19 protein-coding genes and 3 pseudogenes are annotated in these 19,271 nt (G+C 40.0%); 11 read left to right on the forward strand and 11 right to left on the reverse strand.

Annotated elements, in window-relative coordinates:
* The first annotated feature begins 15 nt into the window (after positions 1-15).
* From ACX27_RS11880 to ACX27_RS11920, 9 genes are all read left to right on the forward strand, one after another.
* A complete protein-coding gene (locus ACX27_RS11880) occupies positions 16-615 on the forward strand; it encodes a HEAT repeat domain-containing protein (RefSeq protein ID WP_062292426.1) in 600 nt (199 codons plus the stop codon).
* A 40-nt stretch (positions 616-655) separates the two neighbouring features.
* Positions 656-1,495 carry a phycobilisome rod-core linker polypeptide gene (locus ACX27_RS11885; RefSeq protein ID WP_062292429.1) on the forward strand — a complete coding sequence of 280 codons (840 nt, stop codon included), beginning with the start codon at positions 656-658 and terminating at the stop codon, positions 1,493-1,495.
* 70 nt (positions 1,496-1,565) lie between these two features.
* The gene (locus ACX27_RS11890; RefSeq protein WP_062292431.1) at positions 1,566-2,309 is read left to right on the forward strand and encodes a phycobilisome rod-core linker polypeptide; all 744 of its coding nucleotides are present in this window, start codon (positions 1,566-1,568) and stop codon (positions 2,307-2,309) included.
* Between the two features lie 212 nt (positions 2,310-2,521).
* On the forward strand, positions 2,522-3,235 hold the full coding sequence (locus ACX27_RS11895; RefSeq protein ID WP_062292434.1) for a phycobilisome rod-core linker polypeptide: 714 nt from the start codon (positions 2,522-2,524) through the stop codon (positions 3,233-3,235).
* Positions 3,236-3,345: 110 nt separating this feature from the next.
* Positions 3,346-4,113, forward strand: coding sequence for a phycobilisome rod-core linker polypeptide (locus tag ACX27_RS11900; RefSeq protein WP_062292439.1), 768 nt, complete (start codon positions 3,346-3,348; stop codon positions 4,111-4,113).
* Between the two features lie 210 nt (positions 4,114-4,323).
* A complete protein-coding gene (locus tag ACX27_RS11905; RefSeq protein WP_062292442.1) occupies positions 4,324-4,503 on the forward strand; it encodes a hypothetical protein in 180 nt (59 codons plus the stop codon).
* A gap of 229 nt (positions 4,504-4,732) precedes the next feature.
* Positions 4,733-6,838, forward strand: coding sequence for a protein kinase domain-containing protein (locus ACX27_RS11910; RefSeq protein WP_062292444.1), 2,106 nt, complete (start codon positions 4,733-4,735; stop codon positions 6,836-6,838).
* 34 nt (positions 6,839-6,872) lie between these two features.
* Positions 6,873-7,307, forward strand: coding sequence for a type 1 periplasmic-binding domain-containing protein (locus tag ACX27_RS11915; RefSeq protein ID WP_062292446.1), 435 nt, complete (start codon positions 6,873-6,875; stop codon positions 7,305-7,307).
* Between the two features lie 240 nt (positions 7,308-7,547).
* On the forward strand, positions 7,548-8,009 hold the full coding sequence (locus ACX27_RS11920) for an orange carotenoid protein N-terminal domain-containing protein (protein ID WP_062292449.1): 462 nt from the start codon (positions 7,548-7,550) through the stop codon (positions 8,007-8,009).
* A gap of 8 nt (positions 8,010-8,017) precedes the next feature.
* On the opposite strand, the gene ACX27_RS34885 is transcribed toward ACX27_RS11920, so the two are convergent.
* The 3 genes from ACX27_RS34885 to ACX27_RS11930 all read right to left on the reverse strand — a co-directional run bounded on the left by ACX27_RS34885 (position 8,018) and on the right by ACX27_RS11930 (position 10,607).
* Positions 8,018-8,140, reverse strand: coding sequence for a hypothetical protein (locus tag ACX27_RS34885; protein ID WP_256364393.1), 123 nt, complete (start codon positions 8,138-8,140; stop codon positions 8,018-8,020).
* Positions 8,124-8,930: a carbonic anhydrase gene (locus ACX27_RS11925; RefSeq protein ID WP_062292453.1), complete on the reverse strand. Its 807-nt coding sequence runs from the start codon at positions 8,928-8,930 to the stop codon at positions 8,124-8,126. The genes ACX27_RS34885 and ACX27_RS11925 overlap by 17 nt, the downstream gene beginning before the upstream one ends.
* A gap of 192 nt (positions 8,931-9,122) precedes the next feature.
* Positions 9,123-10,607, reverse strand: a complete 1,485-nt coding sequence (locus ACX27_RS11930) for a hydroxysqualene dehydroxylase (protein WP_062292456.1) — start codon at positions 10,605-10,607, stop codon at positions 9,123-9,125.
* Between the two features lie 121 nt (positions 10,608-10,728).
* On the opposite strand from ACX27_RS11930, the gene ACX27_RS11935 reads away from it, so the two are divergent.
* A complete protein-coding gene (locus ACX27_RS11935) occupies positions 10,729-11,313 on the forward strand; it encodes a YdeI/OmpD-associated family protein (protein WP_062292459.1) in 585 nt (194 codons plus the stop codon).
* 1 nt (position 11,314) lies between these two features.
* On the opposite strand, the pseudogene ACX27_RS11940 reads toward ACX27_RS11935, so the two are convergent.
* The 8 genes and pseudogenes from ACX27_RS11940 to ACX27_RS11970 form a co-directional block, all read right to left on the reverse strand.
* Positions 11,315-12,083 (reverse strand): annotated as a pseudogene (locus ACX27_RS11940) (MBL fold metallo-hydrolase).
* A 3-nt stretch (positions 12,084-12,086) separates the two neighbouring features.
* Complete coding sequence (locus ACX27_RS11945) at positions 12,087-12,686, reverse strand: anthranilate synthase component II (protein WP_062292464.1); 600 nt, start codon at positions 12,684-12,686, stop codon at positions 12,087-12,089.
* A gap of 107 nt (positions 12,687-12,793) precedes the next feature.
* Complete coding sequence (locus ACX27_RS11950) at positions 12,794-13,246, reverse strand: diacylglycerol kinase family protein (RefSeq protein WP_062292466.1); 453 nt, start codon at positions 13,244-13,246, stop codon at positions 12,794-12,796.
* A gap of 139 nt (positions 13,247-13,385) precedes the next feature.
* Positions 13,386-13,895 (reverse strand): rRNA maturation RNase YbeY, encoded by a 510-nt coding sequence (gene ybeY / locus ACX27_RS11955; protein ID WP_062298299.1) that lies wholly within the window; start codon positions 13,893-13,895, stop codon positions 13,386-13,388.
* A 40-nt stretch (positions 13,896-13,935) separates the two neighbouring features.
* Positions 13,936-14,091 carry a DUF3285 domain-containing protein gene (locus tag ACX27_RS30860; protein ID WP_083468722.1) on the reverse strand — a complete coding sequence of 52 codons (156 nt, stop codon included), beginning with the start codon at positions 14,089-14,091 and terminating at the stop codon, positions 13,936-13,938.
* A 250-nt stretch (positions 14,092-14,341) separates the two neighbouring features.
* Positions 14,342-15,465: pseudogene (gene prfB, locus ACX27_RS11960) on the reverse strand (peptide chain release factor 2).
* A gap of 210 nt (positions 15,466-15,675) precedes the next feature.
* Positions 15,676-16,801 (reverse strand): PCRF domain-containing protein gene (locus ACX27_RS11965; protein WP_144427584.1). Its coding sequence is split into 2 segments (ribosomal slippage): positions 15,676-16,728 and positions 16,730-16,801, totalling 1,125 coding nucleotides; the frame shifts between segments, so codons are not numbered across the junction.
* 145 nt (positions 16,802-16,946) lie between these two features.
* Positions 16,947-17,675: a Bax inhibitor-1/YccA family protein gene (locus ACX27_RS11970; protein WP_062292473.1), complete on the reverse strand. Its 729-nt coding sequence runs from the start codon at positions 17,673-17,675 to the stop codon at positions 16,947-16,949.
* A gap of 625 nt (positions 17,676-18,300) precedes the next feature.
* Between ACX27_RS11970 and ACX27_RS11975 the strand changes: the two are divergent.
* A pseudogene (locus ACX27_RS11975) lies at positions 18,301-19,087 on the forward strand (RNA polymerase sigma factor SigF).
* The last annotated feature ends 184 nt before the right edge of the window (positions 19,088-19,271 follow it).

Consider the following 19,271-nt stretch of genomic DNA (forward strand, 5'->3'; position numbering starts at 1 on the left):
AATGACCATTGACCAATGACTGAAGAACTAATTCGTGCCGTCGCCTTAGCAGATACACCAGCAAAAATGGTGACAGCAGTGCAGAACTTGGCAGCCACAAAAGATATAGCTGCAATTCCTACCCTGATTGCCGTGTTTGGATATAACAATCCAGCCGCAGCAGCAGTAGCCGCCACCGCCCTCACAGAAATGGGAGAAGCGGTAGTACCGCAGCTAATATCTGAAATTGATGACTATAACTATGGCGCGCGGGCTTATTCGATTCGCACTTTAGCGGCGATCGCAGACCCTCGTGCTTTAGATTTATTAGTTAGTGCAGCTGCTACAGACTTTGCCCCCAGTGTCCGCCGTGCTGCTGCCAAAGGTTTAGGAAACTTGCACTGGCATAAGCTAGATTTTCCTCAAAGCCATACAGCGCCCAAAAGAGCCTTAGAAACACTTATATTTATTTCTCAAGACTCTGAATGGTCTATTCGGTATGCTGCTGTTGTGGGTTTACAAGCCTTGGCAAAAAATAGCGATTTGCAACAGCCTATTTTCGCCAGACTCAACGAAATGCTCACAGCCGATACCGAAAAAGCCGTCCGCGCTCGTGTGCAACTAGCTTATCGTTAATAAGCTTGTTTGTATACCATAAAACAAGGTAAAAGTAAATATGTCAATACCACTACTTGAATATTCACCAAGTTCCCAAAACCAACGGGTAGAAGGCTACGAAGTACCTAACGAAGATACTCCAACTATTTATCGCTTATCTGCTGCTATTGACGATACAGATATTGATGCCATTATCTGGGCAGCTTATCGGCAGATTTTTAGCGAGCATTTAATTATCAAAAGTAATCGCCAAAACTTCTTAGAGTCACAACTGCGGAATCGGGCAATTAATGTCCGAGACTTTATCCGAGGCTTGGGCAAATCTGAAGTTTTCCGGACACAGGTAGCCGACATCAACTCCAACTACCGTTTAGTTGACATTATTTTGAAACGCTTCTTAGGACGGGCTGCCTATAATAAAGATGAAGAAATTGCCTGGTCAATTGTCATTGCCACCAAAGGTTTACATGGGTTTATCGACGCATTGCTAGACAGCGACGAATATCAGCAGAACTTTGGTGATGATATCGTACCTTACCAACGCCGTCGCTTCAAAGATAGACCCTTTAACTTAGTTAATCCACGCTACAACAATTACTGGCGCGATCGTCAAACCCTCAACTTCCTGGGTGGCCGTTCCTTCTACAGCGCCCGCACCACAGGTTATGCCAGCAAAGAAGAAATTCGGCGTGTAATTCCCAGCAACTTCTTAGCAATGGCTGGCAAATTAATTACCGAGGAACGTAATTATCAACGCATAACCGCGTCCGTTGTCTCTCAAATCAAAGACATGAATATCCCCGACAACAGCCGTGAAGGTGGTACACCCCAACCAACAGTTAAACCCACAGCCGTTGCCCTACCTTACCGTTATCTTCCTGGCACTAAGACAACTTGAGTAGTCAGTAGTCAAAAGTCAGTATTAACAAATGACAAAGGACAAATGACAAAGGACAAATCCTAAAACTATGGCAATACCTTTACTAGAATACAAACCCAGTTCTCAAAATCAGCGCGTCCCTGGTTACGAAATCCCTAACGAAAATACCCCCAGACCCTATCGCATCGAAAACTGTGCTAGTGATGGCGATGTTCAAGAATTAATTTGGGCAGCTTATCGCCAACTATTTAGCGAACATGAAATTTTAAAATTTCATCGCCAAGGCAATTTAGAATCTCAGGTAAAAAATCGCGCCATTACTGTACGTGACTTTATTCGCGGTTTAGCCAAATCTGAAGCCTTTCGGAGTTTAGTCATTGAGACAAATTCTAACTACCGTTTAGTAGAAATTGCCCTGAAACGCTTTTTAGGTCGTGCGCCTTATAATAAAGACGAAGAGATTGCTTGGTCAATCAAAATAGCAACAGCTGGTTGGGATGGTTTTGTTGACGCTTTAATTGACTCCGAAGAATATCTCACCAACTTTGGCGAAAACATCGTTCCTTACCAACGCCGCCGCTATAAAGATAGACCCTTCAACCTAGTTACCCCCCGCTACGGTAACTACTGGCGCGACAAGCTAGAAGATGCTCGCTACAAAGAAGGAGACATCAAAAACTTCTTGGCTTTGGCTAACTCCCTCAGCATCAGACAAGTTACTTACACGCCAGTTAACCTCACCAACATCAAAATTCCCGACACCACCAGAGAAACCGTACCCCAAGGTATCCCGGTGTCGATTAGTTCCAGTGCTAATTTCCCCGTGCGCTAAGGGTTGTTTTTCAGTGGTTTGATAAAAGTATAAGAAGGATATCAGCTCTGCAAAGGCTAACTCATAACCTTCTAAATGTTTTTCCGTCGAGTTACCAAATCATCAAGAGCAAGTAACTCATACCAATTGGAACAATCATGGGTTTCAAATCCAAAATGGTCAAGACGGACTAATTATAAAATGCCAACTTTATTCTTAAGGCGGTCTTTAGTATGGCATTACCTTTACTTGAATACAAACCCACAACTCAAAATCAAAGAGTTAGTAGTTTTGGTGCGGCAGATACCAACGAAGATACACCTTATATCTACCGTACAGAAATAGCCAACTCTCCTAGCGAGATTGAAAGACTAATTTGGGCAGCTTATCGCCAAGTCTTTAACGAGCAGGAAATTCTGAAATTTAACCGCCAAATTGCCTTAGAAACCCAACTTAAAAATCGGTCAATCACGGTTAAAGATTTTATCCGGGGTTTGGCCAAATCAGAACGATTTTATCAGCTAGTAGTCACACCCAATAATAACTATCGGCTGGTAGAAATGTGCTTAAAACGGTTGTTAGGTCGCTCTCCTTACAATCGTGAAGAAGAAATAGCTTGGTCTATTCAAATTGCTACTCGCGGTTGGCATGGATTTGTGGATGCTTTGATTGACAGTGAAGAATATACCGAAACCTTTGGTGACTACACTGTACCTTATCAGCGCAAACGTATGACCGTAGACCGACCATTCAGCTTTACTCCCCGCTATGGTGCTGACTATCGAGAACGTGCAGGTATTGTGAAAGGTGGCGGTTATCGCTCCTTGTCATATCTACCTAGTCAAAATGTTGATGGTGCTGCACTGTTAGGTGTATTGCTTGTTATGTCCGCAGGAATAACTTTCTTGTTGGTACTAAATTGGTTAGGAATTCATACTGGGTTCTAACCTAATGCGGGACAATAGATAAAGCATGAGTGAGGATTTGAGTCATCAAACCTCCTCATTAATCAGCAGCTAAATCTCTGTGTAATCTTTTAATAAGAGGAAAAAGCAGCATGGCACTGCCATTACTTGAATACAAACCCAGCAGTCAAAACCACCGTGTTAAAAGCTTTGGTGTTGCTGACCAAAACGAAAATACACCATATATCTATCGCATAGAAGATGTCAGTTCTTATACTGATATCCAAAACATTATTTGGGCAGCTTACCGCCAAGTTTTCAGCGAACATGAAATTCTCAAGTTCAACCGCCAAGTAACTTTAGAATCTCAGCTGAAAACTGGTGCAGTTTCTGTACGTGATTTTATCCGGGGTTTAGCTAAATCTGAAGCCTTCTATCGTTTGGTTGTTTCTGTCAACAATAACTACCGTTTAGTTGACATCGCCCTCAAACGCTTATTAGGTCGTTGTGCTTACAACAAAGAAGAAGAAATAGCTTGGTCAATTGTAATTGCTACCAAAGGTTTTGGTGGCTTTGTTGATGCTATTTTAGACAGCGAAGAATACAACCAAGCCTTTGGTGAGAACACCGTACCCTACCAACGCAAACGCTTGGTAGACCGTCCTCACAACTTGGTAACACCCCGCTACGGCGAAGACTTCCAAGAAAAAGCAGGTACAGTTCAAACCGACTGGCGCTTTACCCTGGACAAATTCTACACCCGCAAGTTCCAAGAAAAACGTCTGGCGGAAGGCGATCCACGCAAATTTGCAGATTTGGCAGCAGCAATCAATCCTAGCGGTAACTACGCTCAAAAAATGTCATCCTTTGACATTGATTATATGAGTGCAGTACCTTACCGTGGCGGCAACAGACGCTAAGATTAACAATTTAGTTGTCTAAATTTTATACTGGGTCTAGTTTTTGCGTTGATGTAATAACCAACAGCTGATGTGTAGTTGGATGTTGCATTGAGTGGAAGCTAGACCCAGTAGCTTTTAATGGTATCTATTTGAAGAAAACTGTCATAATAACTGTACGCAATCTATCCTCACGTTACGACTTCTCTGATATGGAAACGAAGAGGTGTTATGAATTTAAAGTTAGTTGAATCTTTAGCACAAATTATTCAATCGTTGACACATGAAGAACAAGCTTTTTTAGAAGAAAGGTTAAAGCAGCAAAGACTGTTTCATACAGAACAGCAAAAACGAGAACAGATTAAGAGAGAAATTTTTCAAAGGAGAGGTTTTGCTAGCTTTTGTTTATAGCTACGGAGTTACAGAAAAGTCAAAAAAAAATGCAATAATAACTGTACCGTAATGTCTAGCACCACATCCCCAAAGTTTGCAATTGAGGGGTTAGGTCTGTTTTTTATAGTTTACTCAGCAAGGAACTAGTATAGTTTCGATTGTTCTGGTGTGTTCGGGAAAGTGTCAAATTGCTAACATTAAACACAGGTGGAAATTGATTTACTTTCTTCTACCTCTAGGCTAATCTATGAAAGTTTACTGTACAAATCCTAACTGCCGCACCCCAGAAAACGATCTTCCTGATGAATTTCGTTACGCCAAAGGTAAACAAAAATTTTGTAGTAATTGTGGAATGCGACTTGTTTTAAAGACGCGTTACTTAGCTTTAGAACAAATCGGTAGTGGAGGATTTGGTCGAACGTTTCGTGCCTGGGATTCTCATTTAGAACATGAATGTTTAATTAAGCAATTACGACTTACAAATATTTCTAATGCACCTTGGACACCTGAACAGTTGCAATATATCCAAAATTCTTTTAAAAGGGAAGCACAAATTTTACGTAAGCTAAATCATTCACAAATACCTAGATTATTAGACTTCTTTGAAATTTCTGCTCCCAATTTAGAAGAATCTGAGCAAGCATTAGAATCACCACAAACAGTATTTTATTTAGTACAAGATTATATTCGCGGTAGTAATCTTAGAAAAATAAAAAACACACAATGGTCAGAAGATGAAGTTGTTAATTTTTTGCGGCAAATTTTGCCAGTTTTAGATTACATTCATAGTCAACAAACTATGATGTTAATTCATAGGGATATTAAACCAGAAAATATTATTCTGGAAGAAAGAGGCGTACCTTATCTTATAGATTTTGGGGCTGTAAAACAAGCGATCGCAGGTGTACCCGCAGAACAATCTATTGCTATATCAACTCCTGGATACGCCTCACCAGAACAACGAGCAGGTTTAGCTGTCTCTCCATCTTCAGATTTATATTCTCTCGCTGCAACTTGTGTTTGTTTACTCACATTCAAAACTCCAGAAAACCTGCGAATTGGCGATATATGGAGTTGGCGAAGATATGTTAATGTTAGTGACCGACTAGCGACAATTTTAGATACTATGCTGGCGGCTGAAATCGGTTATCGTTTCCAGTCAGCGCGTCAAGTAATGGCAGTATTAGATAATGCCACAATATCTGCACCAACACCGCTACCAGAATCTAGTTTTAATACTCAACCTCCGCCTTTATTGATATCAGAGCAGCCTGTACAAATACCTTCTCAAAATTCATCACCAAGCAAACCTCAAAATTTATCGCTACCAGAACAGCCTGCACAACCAGTATCCCAAAATTCATCATTGAAACCTGTAACATTATGGACAAAATTAATGATGGGAGGTTTAGGAAGTGTAATTTTAGGATTGGCTGTTTGGGCGTATTTTGTCTTGAAGCCTACATCGCTTTGTATTGACGATCCTCTATTTAGTTGTGGAGAAAAATCTCTTTTACAACCTGAATCTACTCAACCTATTTTGGGACAAAGAAATTTTAATAAAGGAACGGCAGCTTTTAAAAAAGGAGAATATGATTTAGCGATTGAGAACTTTTCTAATTATCTTAAAAATTATCCAAATAGTCCAGAAATCAGGATTTATTTAAATAATGCGATCGCAGCTAAAAATGGTAAGTTTATTAAAGTCGCAATATGTGTGCCAATTCTCCCAAATAATGGTGTAGGCATAGAAAATTATTTGCGCGGAGTTGCTGTTGTTCAAGACGAAATTAATACACAACCTCAAAACAAAATTAACGGAAAATTATTATTCATTCAAATTTGTAATGATGAACAAAGTCCAGATACTGCTCGATTAGTTGCGGAGAAAATTGTCAAGGATGAAAGCATATTGGGTGTTATCGGTCATTACTATAGCTTAATGACTTGGGAAGCAGGCAAAATTTACGCCGCTCCAAAACTAGGAGATAACAAATTAGTGAGTATTTCTCCTACTAGCACTGCAATTAGAGGCATCAAATTTAACAAAAGAGAAATTTTAGATATTAATAACTATGTCTTTCGAGTATCTCCCATTGACTCACATTTTGCTAAAGCTTTAGCTAATTATAGCTTGAAACAAAAACGTAAGAAAATTGCTATCTTTTTTAATCATTTAGATCCTTATAGTTTTTCTTTTGGCCAAGAATTTAAAAAGGCAATTTCTCCACAGGTAAGCATTGTAACAGAATGTGATTTTGCTGAATATCAAATTAATAATCCTATTGTTATGACACAATGTTTACAAGAAGCCAATAGTAAACAAGCTGATACAATTTTTTTTACCAATTAGTAATGATATTTTAAGCCGGGAGATTGATAGGATATTGGCAAATGGAAAAGATGTAATTATTTTATCTGGAACTACTGCTTACTTGGAAAATATATCAAAAAGAAAAGACATATTGAGTAATTTAATTATTGCTGTTCATTGGCATAGAAATGATGATAATAAATTGTCCATTTTTGAACAGAAATCTCTGCGACTTTGGGAAACTCAAGACAATACAGACATTAACTTTGCAACTGCAATGACTTATGATGCAACTAAAGCACTTGTAGAAGGGTTAAAGAGAAGTGGGAATAATTTAACTCGTAAACGTCTATATGAAGAACTCAGCAAGCCTGATTTCGTAGTGGAAGGTGCTAAAACCAAAGTAAGGTTTGATAAGAATCACGATCGCCTAGTTAACGCACAAAACATTAAAGATTTAGTTTTTTTAGTTTCACCTAAAGATGGTGAATTTCAAGTAATTAAATAAATTTTCATTTAAACCTGTTATTTGTTGTGTAAGCGATCACACTCAACTATTTGAGTAGGATCAGTTATTTATTAGCTTGGAATGTATTATTTACATCTGTCAAAAGCTGCAAAAATCATTTCTGTCTCCGGTAGGGTTAAACCACAATGCTTGATTTATAGCATTTTGAGAGTGAGCGACAGTTAACTGTCCTGAGTAATTTTGATTACTTAGTTTAATTCAAGTGATCGGAGATATTTTATGACTTACGCAACCGACGAAAGCACTAGACAAGCTGTAAAACAATTTCGCCAGTTTGATGTTGATACTCAATTGGCTTTATTGTGGTTCGGCTATCTTGATATCAAAGATGAAATACTTCCTTCGGGAAACGATAACGCTGAAATAGATACAGCTAACGCGGTGTATGATCAAATCCTAGCTTTACCCAAAGAACAGCAATTACAAGCGCAGCGTGATATTGCTGGCTGTGCGAACAGTGATATTAGCCGTGCTTACACTGCCTTACATTCTAGTGGAAAGTTGGAATTGTGGTTACGTTTAGCACAAGGTATGGAAAGTAATCAGATTATTACTGTACCTTCTGACTATGAATTACCTGAAGAAACAAATGACTTTGTAGAAAATATTGAAAAATTAGATTTGGAGAAGCGCATTGATTTTATGCGTAGTGTTGTACTAGAAATGGGTGCAAAGCAATAAGCTTTTACCTAGACAACACACTGATAAGCGATCGCACTTTCTATTTCTGTGACTCCATTTATAGAAAATGCGATCGCAAAATCTATTTTTGTCAACTCAGCGCACACTACTTGATTAAGTTTGATCAGCATTAACACTCTCAAAAACTATGCGCTGGTTTAACGGCTGAATTGGACGTGCGTTATGGGGAAATAGCTGGGAAAATTTAGCTATCTGTTCACTGGATACCTCAACGGGAGTTTCCATGATGTACCATGTCACATTTTCGGAACAGGGTGGGGTGGTGAGGGAACCAGAATAAGTGAGAAATCTGCGTTCTGTTGGTAAAAATTCAGCAGCGTTGATGATGGTATCTTTTAGCTGATTTTCTTTTCCCTGGGTTTGGGGTATACCATCCCAAATTGTTTGCAGATTGGGGTTAAACTCTCCTGCTTTTAAGAATACGCCAACTACTGCTAAGTTACCTGCTTGACTGCGGTGAACGAAATGCAGTTCCATATCGTATTCTTCGCCGTTGAGGTGGTGTTCGCTGGGGTGGTGGAAATGGAACTGAAGCAGCTGATAAACTTGGCGATCGCTTTCTATATAACTTCCTGGTTGATAGTTAATTTGAATCGTTTTACCATTATTAACTAAACTTAAGGGCGCTGGCTGATATTTAACTATTAATAAATCTTGATTATTTTTATCAAGACTTTTGACGCTATCAAATTGTAAATTAATTGGTGTTTGTCTTGTACCTGTATAACAAAGTTGAAAATCTGGTGAAAGCTTACCCCAATATTCTGGCCCTTGTTTGCCGATATATCCCCAATTTGTTGCGGCTGCTGCTGAGGAAGTTACACAGCTAGAAACAGAAGTTCCTACAGCAGTCATCCCAAGTAATTGTAGTAGTCGCCGTCTGTTGAAAATCTTACTCATACCAATTTTTGGATCTGGGGTTTAGAGGTTGTTTAAAAGTATTTTTATTAATATCAAAGCCTGAAAAATCTAATCCCCTACCCCCTTCTCTTGTAGGGAAGGGTATTTGAAAGCCTCTCTCCGTTTCGAGGGGAGAGGTTTTGAGAGGGGTTTTTCAGATTTGTCTAACACTGATTTCAAGTTAGCCAATTGCTAGGGTAACCAGAAATTAGGCAAGATAGACTTACTTAAATTACGTACATTTTCGTTGAGCGATCGCCCAATTTTGATATGTACTTCATCTTCATGTACAGGTAAAATCTCAGCAGGTTGACCATTTCCTAAATAGGACATAACAAAATTCGCTGCTTCTAAACCTGTCACATAAGCTTTTTCTTGCGACCATGAACCGTGACGGTTAATAATCCAATCACCACTCATAAATACATTGGCAAAACTTGTCCTAGCTGGCAACATATAACGATAACTACCTGGTGCAAAGTGCGTTACCGCATTTGGTAAACGAATTACACTGCTATCAATTACTTTCGCTTGTTTGAATGCTGGTACACAAGTTGCTAAATAATTCTGCACAATTGGAATTATTTCTTCATCACTCAAACCGAGGAACTGATTAGCATGATAAAAATCAGCTTCAATGACTGTTCCTGGTTCATTATGATATTCATCATGCAAAGCATTCAAATCAAAAAATGTCCATCCAGTAGTTACATCAAAACCAAAGCAAGCATTAGAAGGACGGGGAATATCAATTTTCCGGTCAAACCATAACCGTGTTGCTAAAACATCAATTGCGCCTAAATTATTCAGATTCCGAAATTCTTCTCGACTTTGCAAACTAGGGCTGGAAGAAACAATTTTCTTCATTCCAGTTACCCCAACCGCAAAAACTACAGCATCAGCATTAAAGACTTGATCACCACAAACTACACCCGTGGCGCGATTTTGATCATCAATAATTAAGTCAGTTACACGATGTTTTGCTAATACTTTACCGCCAGCTTTTTCAATTTTTTCCACCCAAGGACGGAAGATTTTTTCGCCTACAGTTCCGCGACACCAAACCACATCAAAATTCGGCTGATGCGCCAAAATAAAATAATAAAGCATTCCTAATGTGGCGGCGGCAGAACATTGTTCACCAGGGGCAAACAAACCTACCAACAACATCGGCTCAAAGGCATCACGATAAAGTCTGGCAGATACACCAAAATCTTTGAACAATTCCCGCGCCGTAACAGAATCATAACGCCGCCAAGCTGCATCAGAATTATCAAAATCAACCACAGCATACAGTAATGGTAAGGCGCTGAGACGGTCAATTAATGGCAATCGCTGAAAGTACGTGTAGAGAAATGTGCCTAGAGGTGCGGGTAGTTGGGGTAATTCTTGAAAAATTGGTGATTCTACTTCTAAGCCGGCGGGTGAATATTGGGCTGAACGAGTCCAGGTAGTGAAGGGGTTAATATCTAATTCGTTAATCAGGGCAAAAATATTTCTGTAAGGATACCAAAAACCATGAATCCCCGCTTCCACAGATTTACCACCTGGAGTTTTCCAGCCTGCAACAAGTCCGCCAGGATAGGGGCCTGCTTCGAGAAGTGTCACATTGTATCCTTGCTTGGCTAAATGGTAGGTTGCGCCTAAACCAGCCCAACCAGCACCGACGACTACCACATTTTTTTTCTTCTACCATTTTGCCCTCCGATTGTTGCAGCCCATCAATTAATGTATACGAACTTGCGTTCAGAGGGAGAGGGAAGAGAAGATTAATTCAGCTAATCACTGATTTTTGACGATGCCAAAATTTGAGGAACAATTAGAATTTATTTATGCCAGCGATCGCAGCCAATGGCGCGAGTGGTTAGCCAAAAACCATCTCACTTCCCCTGGTATCTGGTTAGTTTATTACAAAGTCAAAAGTGGTCAACCAAGCGTTAGATATAGCGAAGCAGTTCAAGAAGCTTTATGTTTTGGGTGGATTGACAGTAAAGTTAAGTCTTTAGATGAAAACCGCTATCAGCAAATTTTTACGCCCCGCAAACCCAAAAGCGTTTGGTCAAAATTAAATAAGCAATATATTGAAGAGTTAATTGCAGCAGGTTTAATGGCAGAATCTGGTCTTGCTAAAATTGCCGATGCGAAAAAAGATGGCTCATGGACTTCTTTAGATGCGATCGAAGCATTAATCATTCCCCTAGATTTGCAACAAGCTTTAGCAGCCAACTCTTGGGCTAACCTAAATTTTGCAGCCTTTAGTAATTCCACCAAGAAAAACATTCTTTTTTGGATTGAAAATGCTAAACGTCCAGAAACTAGGTTAAAGAGAATTGAGCAAACCGTAACTTCAGCCGCGCAAAACAGAAATCCATTGAGCCGTTAGTTTAAAATTTGTAGCTTAAAACTTGAATCACTTTATCTTCTGGTAACTTCCCAGAAGTAATGGTAATGGTGTCACTATTGCTACGGCGGACGGTGATCCCTTGCACCAAATTGAGAAATTCATCCAAGGGTGATATGTCACAAGCATTCGCATCAGCAGCTGTGGTGCGGTAGTGAGTCGGAATGATCAGTTTAGGATTTAACACCTCAATTGCTTGTTTAGCTTCCTCGGCGTTATAAGCTTTAGCACTACCACCTACCGGAACAAACAGCACATCAGGACGACCCATGAGAATTTTTTTGTTCTAGAGAAATGGGTGCAGCAATCCCGCCTAGATGTAAGATATTAATCCCTGCTTGTTGCCAACTCCAAGCGGTGTTTTTGCCGAATTGTCTCCCACCTTTGCGATCATGATCTGTAGAAATTCCTTGAAATTTTATTCCCTGAAACTCATAAACGCCAGCTTCGTATACTAGTTTGGGATTTCCTGGTAAATCTTCTACTGCGCCTTCATCTAATAATTGACTGCTAATCAAGACCAAGTTTGCACTGACTTTTGGCGCACGATAACCAGCAGTACAACCAACTGTACGGAAGGGATTAGCGAGAATTTTGACTCCGCCACCAGAAATTAGAAAGCAAGTATGACCCAACCACTGAACTGATAAACCGCCAGACTGTGCGTCAGCTTCAGAGTGAGAACCTAAAGTAGAAACTAAAGCTGTGACTAACCCCGCCCCAGCATAGCCCATCAATTGTCGTCGTTTCATTAATCACTCTCTCGTCGGTAATTGTTCCAGAAAGTTTCGCAATAACTGTTTTCCTGAAGAAGTTAGCACACTTTCTGGGTGAAACTGGACTCCTTGGATGTGAGGATAGTTCCGATGGCGCACTCCCATAATTGTGCCATCTTCAACCCAAGCAGTGATTTCTAACACTTCCGGGCAAGTTTCGCGGTCAATCACCAAACTATGATATCTGGTGGCGGTCATCGGATTTTCTATTCCTTGAAAAACTCCCATATCAGTGTGCGTTACCTGGGAAGTTTTGCCGTGCATTAACTCTGGAGCAGAGACGATTTTACCACCAAATACTTGACCAATACTTTGATGCCCCAAGCACACACCTAAAATTGGCAAGCTGGGGCCGAGTTTTTCAATCAAATCCAGCGATATACCCGCATCTTCTGGACGACCAGGCCCAGGTGAAATTACTACAAGGTCGGGCTGTAAATCTTGGATTTCTTCTATAGTGATTTTATCGTTGCGAAAAACTTGAATGTCTGATGCTACAGGGAACTCTGCTGCTAGTTCTCCCAAGTACTGCACCAAATTGTATGTGAAACTGTCGTAATTATCAATGACTACAATCACGGCCTAGACTCCTGGTGATCATTACCAGATTCTAGCCGTCAGCGTCAGTAATTATGTCATTCACAGTTGAGAAATTTTTTATGGATAAGTTTGACTAATACCTAAACTTAAAACTTGGACATAATTAATATGACTAATGGCGGTAGTAATAAGGTACAACCGACCAAGATAGCGACTAAAGCAGAAACCAGCACCGCGCCCGCCGCACAATCTTTGGCAACTTTGGCTAATTCGTGGTATGTCTGCTTTACTGTTAAATCTACCAACGATTCGATCGCAGTGTTTAGTAGTTCTAGTGCGAGAACTAAGCCACTAGTAATCCCAATGACAGCGATTTCCACAGGTGACAAATGCAAGAATAAGCTTAAAGCGATCGCCAAAGCACAAAAACTCACATGAATGCGAAAATTACGTTGAGTCTGAAAACTGTAAGTAATACCAGCCCAAGCATACTTAAAGCTCACAAATAAATTAGCAGCAACTTGCCACGAGAATTCCCTTTCCTTAGTGATCAGTGATGATAGCTTGTTTGGCGGTGGAGGAGAAACTTGTTGGGACATAAGCTAAAAAATAGAACAATACATTTGGGTAAACTGGGAATTTTCGCTGATTGTAATCATCCAATCAACTTCTCGGCAATTTTCTACACGAGTATTATAAAAGGATGCCTAAAAATTAACACTGACAGACATAAAAACTTTAATATTCTATGTCAATATCAATACCAACTGTCTCCAGTATTATTACCTGCTGCTTTAGCATTTGCATTAAACTCTCATCATCAGGATGATCCCAGCCCAAAAGGTGTAATAGCCCATGAGCAGCTAACCAAGCTAACTCAGTTTTTAAACTATGCTCTTGTCGTTGGGCTTGGCGTTGGGCGGTAGTTACCGAAATCACAATATCACCTAAATACACAGGTTCACCCTCCATTTCCGCACAGTCTGGAAAATCCGTTTCTAATGCAGCGAAGGCTAACACATCTGTAGGTTTATCTTGATGTCGGTATTGAGCATTTAATGATTGAATTTCTGCATCGTCTGTTAAGCGCAGCCCTATTTCATAGCTTGGCGCTGGCGGTAAATCAGATTGAAGATTTTCTAACCAGCGATAAAACCAGTTCTCCCAAGTTTCAGCCTCAACATTGACAGCTACTTCGGGGGAAGACTCAGAAAAAATATCTTGCAAATTTAGTTCAACTTGTACCAAGTACAAACACTCCTCAGCAATGCAGGATTTTTCTTGGTCTTTAACGGGTTAAGTAAGCAAGACCAATTAAAACAGCTAATAGCCCCACAGTAGATAACAAAAAATGTTTTATGGAAGTGCCACCCTTGCGTACCATATTCCGCATAGCAAGTTTGACATAGCTTGGTTGGGGTTCCGTTGAGGGAGAGTCACTCATAATAATTTCGTAACCAACTCTTTTATATATAAATGTAACAGTTTCCTTACAGTTCTCTTGCCATTTTGTCTATTTTCGGTTGACAAGGTGTCAGGGTGTGAGTAAGTCACATATTGCACCCAGCGACTGAAGTCGCGGCTACACAAACAAAGTCCGCCTGCGCGGACTAATTTCAGTTGGAGAAGGTGTCAGGGTGTGAGTGAGCAAAACCCTTACACCCCTAAACCCTTACCCCCAGCAGTTCTACACATTAACCAGAACTACTATCTACTAGCTGATTTTCTTGCCGCAGGTAGGCTTGGATGAACATATCGAGGTCGCCGTTCATCACATCAGCGATCGCAGTTGTTTCGGAATTGGTACGCAGATCCTTTACCATCTGGTAAGGATGGAATACGTAGTTGCGAATTTGATTACCCCAGGAAGCTTCCACCATATCACCGCGAATTTGGGCAATTTCTTGCGCCTTTTGTTCACGGGCGATAACTAGCAGTTTGGCTTTGAGACGGGCGAGGGCTTTTTTCTTTATTTTGCAGCTGCGATCGCTCTTCGGTACAGCGCACAGCTAGACCTGTAGGTAAATGCACAATTCGGACTGCCGTTTCTACTTTGTTGACGTTTTGTCCACCTTTACCACCAGCCCTAGATGTCGTAACTTCCAAATCTTTTTCTGGAATATCCAACTGTACAGAATTATCGATTTGGGGCATAACTTCCACCCCAGCAAAACTAGTTTGCCGTTTGCCATTGGCATTAAAAGGTGAAATCCGCACTAAGCGATGTGTGCCTGTTTCTGACCGCAGATAGCCATAAGCGTAACGCCCAGTAATTTCTAGAGTGGCTGATTTAATCCCAGCTTCATCACCCTCAGATTCTTCACTGAGTGCTACTTTATAACCATGTGCTTCTGCCCAACGGGTATACATCCGCAGCAGCATAAATGCCCAATCTTGAGCATCTGTACCACCCGCACCAGCGTTAATTGTCAACACTGCACCTTCCGCATCGTAGGGGCCAGAGAGTAGCTGTTGTAACTCCCACTGGTCAAGGTCACGGTTGAGCTTAGTGATAGTAGATTCCGCTTCTTGCAGTAGAGACTCGTCGGTTTCTAACTCCAACAGTTCCACCATTGCTTTAGTATCTTCTAAGCTGGCTCGCCACTGGTTGTAAGTATCCAAGTGGGATTTGAGGTCGTTCAGTTCTTGCAGCGTTTTTTGGGCTTCGGTTTGATTTTCCCAAAATTCTGGCTGCGCTGATATTTGTTCGAGGTCGTGAATTTTCGCTGTCAGTGCAGGTACGTCAAAGATAGTCCTGGGTTTTACCCAGGCGGTTAGACAACGTTTCGATTTCGCGTTTGAGTTCTAAGACTTCCATAGTGCTGGCTAAATTAAGAGCTACTTGGATGGATTTTCTAAGTTTGCTCTTGAGATTTTATTTGTTTTTTTGATTTTAGCGGCAGTTGAACCAATTGTTTTGCTGTGACTGTGAAATTATACAAAACGAATCGGCTATTGGCTGGGTGATACCAATTCGCAATTCGCAATTCGCAATTAAAAAACTTAGATACAGCAAAGCTTTTAGGGTTTACATCGGTATCAAATTTTTCGTGAAATGGTATGAGGTGCGGACATTTTGTTGCAAATAAGCTTTGATGAATAAGTTAATTTCACCGTTAAAAACTTCTGTGACAGCAGTTGTCTCCGCATTGGTGCGTAAATCCTTCACCTGGGTATAAGGATGCAAGATATATTCACGGATGATGTTGTTGGATAAATCTTTGATTCGCTGAGGTTGAATTTCAGCAATTGAATTTACACCTTGAGCTAATGCGATCGCAGCTAGTTTACTCTTAAGAACATCAAAGGCTTTCTTTTTGTTTGCCAACTGACTGCGTTCGTACTCACAAAATACAGTTATCCTAGTAGGAAGATGAACAACTCTCACCCATACTTCTGCACGGTTTCTATTTCCCTGATTACGAGGCAGAGCAATTTCTAAATGCTTCTGTGGTATTTCAAGTTCCGAGGATTCATCTAAGATGGGAAATACTTCCACTCTAGCCAGACTTATCTGTAAATTCCCGCTAGTATCAAAAGGCAATATTCGTTGGAGTTGATGTATTCCCAATTCTGATTTCAGACAACCATAGGCGTAACGCCCTGTAATTTCCCAACTAGCCGATATAATGCCACCATTACCACAAGATTCTTCTATCGGAGTTATGTGGTAATTTTGCTTTTTCGCCCAGTTATAGTAAATCTGGAACAAAGTGTACAACCATTTCTGAGCATTTGCATCATGAGATTCAGCCGTAATACTCAGCAGTGCGCCTTTTTTGTCATAGGGTTCAGATAGTAATTGTCTGATGTCTGCTGTTTCGAGTTCTTTCTGAAGTTGAGCAAGGTTAGTTTTTGCTTCTTGTAACAATTGCTCATCTGCTGATATTTCGACTAATTCTAAAGCAACCTTGATATCTTCTAATGTGGAACGCCATTGCTGATATTGTTTCTGCCTGTAATATATGATGTACTCAATTTCTTGAAGTGTTTGATAGGCAGGCTCTGGATTTTCCCAAAAATGTGGTTGGATAATTAATTGATCTAACTTTTGAATTCTGGCACTTAGTTCTTGCAGGTCAAAGACAATCCTCAGCCTTAGCTAAGATATTCGACAACCTTTCTACTTCGTGTTTGAGACTTAAGAGTGTCAGCATAGTTTTACTTACTTGCAGTTAAACATTACTACATATTGTATTACGAAAATTACCTTGAATATCTCATAGCCATAAAAAACCGTGGCGACTGAAGTTTGCACCACGGTTAAAAAAATTCTTAAATTTTGCTATTGATCGTTACTTAATCACGGCCATTGAGGGCAATCAGTAACCGTAGGATAAAGACAAACAAGTTGATGTAAGTCAAATACATCGATAAAGCCGCAGGTAAGTATTGGTCGTTACGGTAAGTACGGGGCAGGATGTAGAAATCTACGACAGATACTCCCACAAATAAAAACACGCCTAAACCAGAAATGCCGATTTCTAGCCAAGTTGGGGTATAAACACCAAACAAAGCAAAGAGAAATTGCACTGCACAAACCACAATCAAGGCGATAACACCGAGACTGATGGTTTTTGTCAAAGCTATTCCGTCTTGTTCAGACAAATTTGAACCAACTTGACGGGCAACAATAAAGGTGACACCGCAACCAAGGGCGGCTAAACCAATGCCTTGAATGCCGACACCTTGGGTTCTTAAGGCGACAAATACTAAACCACTGAGAGTATAACCAGACAAAAGGCTGTAAGTTGCCAATAAAGGCAGGGCAATAGCTTTATTGCCTTTTTCAGCAACATTTTGGGCAACAAAGAACAGAATTAATTCTAGAATTACTGCACCAATAAAAGTAGGGAAGAATATTTCAGGGTTAGTACGGATAATGCCTAAACCACCGTAGGTTCCCAAGGCAGTGAGAACAAGACCACCACCAACGTAAGGTAAGGCATTCGCAATTACATTTGGGCCGATGAGGGCTTGGGTTCTAGCGTCTCGGATAGCTTCACGAAAGTTACTTGTATTGCTCATACTGGAGTTTTTCGCGCAAAAAAGTTCTGTATATTCCTATTCTTACCAAGATTTTCATTTATCAGCTAGGGTATTTTGTGCTAAACCTTAGCCTGCATCATTGTTGCAGAATAATTCAACAGTCAAAATTCAGAATCCGGAAGCAATTTTTGATGATACTCAAGTTTACAAACTTAGCTGTGGTTAGGTTTGAGGAATTTCATTAGTTTTAGTAATTAACAATTTGTGAGATAAATATTAATTTTAATATTTCGCGTATTTTTATTTCTTGGGAGAAATATATTTAAATCAAAAATTTCAACTGCTGATTTTTTGTATATTGCCGACCGATGGCTCAATATTTTTGGATAAGTCCAGTATTTAACTACAAAAATATCTAGATTTGCTACGAAAAATAAATATTAATTAACTCAGCAAGTTCATAGATAAAACACTAATCACCTGCAACAACTGAGTCGGGAAAATCATGCGTAAAAACACTGAATGCCAGAGATAGAGCCGAATTAAGTTCAGTGGAACGACGATGGTTTAATCAGCGTGGTCTAAGGAAAATAATTACAGCTTTGAAGAACTATATACGCAACTCCGTTTTTCTAGGAAAAGGAGTTAATACAAAGGATTTGATATGGCAGCAATTGAGTCTTCTATGCGAATTGATGGGATAGAGTTATTACACTTATACCACCAGAACCCCTCAATTAAACTTCGTAATCAACTTGTACAGCTACATACTGGCTTAGTGCGGAAGATGGCTCATAAATTTAGCCATCAATGTAATGAACCTTATGAAGATTTAGAACAAATCGGTTATTTTGGTTTAATTAGGGCAATTGAGCGTTTTGACCCCAGTCAAGGATATGCGTTTAGTTCCTTTGCTGTGCCATATATTCGTGGCGAGATGCTGCATTTCTTGCGCGATCGCAGTACGCTATTAAAAAATTCCTCGTCGTTGGCAAGAATTGTACAATGAAGGGCAGAAAATTCGCAAAGAATTGGCTTTATCTTTAGGTCGTCCTCCCAAAGATTCAGAAATTGCTAAGGTACTGAAGGTTTCTGTACAAGAATGGCAAGAAACAAAGTTAGCTGCACAAAATCGGATGCCTTTGAGTTTGGATGCTACAGCAGTTCACTATGTTGATTGTCAAATTACTCTAGGTGAAGCACTACCTTGTCCTCGTTCTGCGGTGATGCAGCAACAAGAAGAAGAACGCCAACAACTCCAAGGGGCAATCAATATGCTAGAAGACAAACCCCGGATGGCAGTAGAAATGGTATTCTTAAAAGAACTTTCACGCAAAGATGCCGCTAAAAACATTGGTACTAGTCCAATGACCGTGACACGGTATTTGCAAAAAGGCATTAATGATTTGATTAATTATTTACAGCCTCAAGCTGTAGCTTCAGGATCTTGATGTTTGATACTACAAAATTGCTGACAGGAAAACTCTATAACTCCAATCGCTTCTAACTAATAAACCAAGTTCTGGATTTAAGTACTTAGACAAGATTAATTAATAACATTGTTTTCCTGTTAAATATTCTCTGCCTCAACACATAAATTTAATCTTGCCCAACCACTTATCGCTATCCCTACGC

This window comes from Nostoc piscinale CENA21, from assembly GCF_001298445.1.
GTDB classification, from domain to species: Bacteria; Cyanobacteriota; Cyanobacteriia; order Cyanobacteriales; family Nostocaceae; genus Nostoc_B; species Nostoc_B piscinale_A.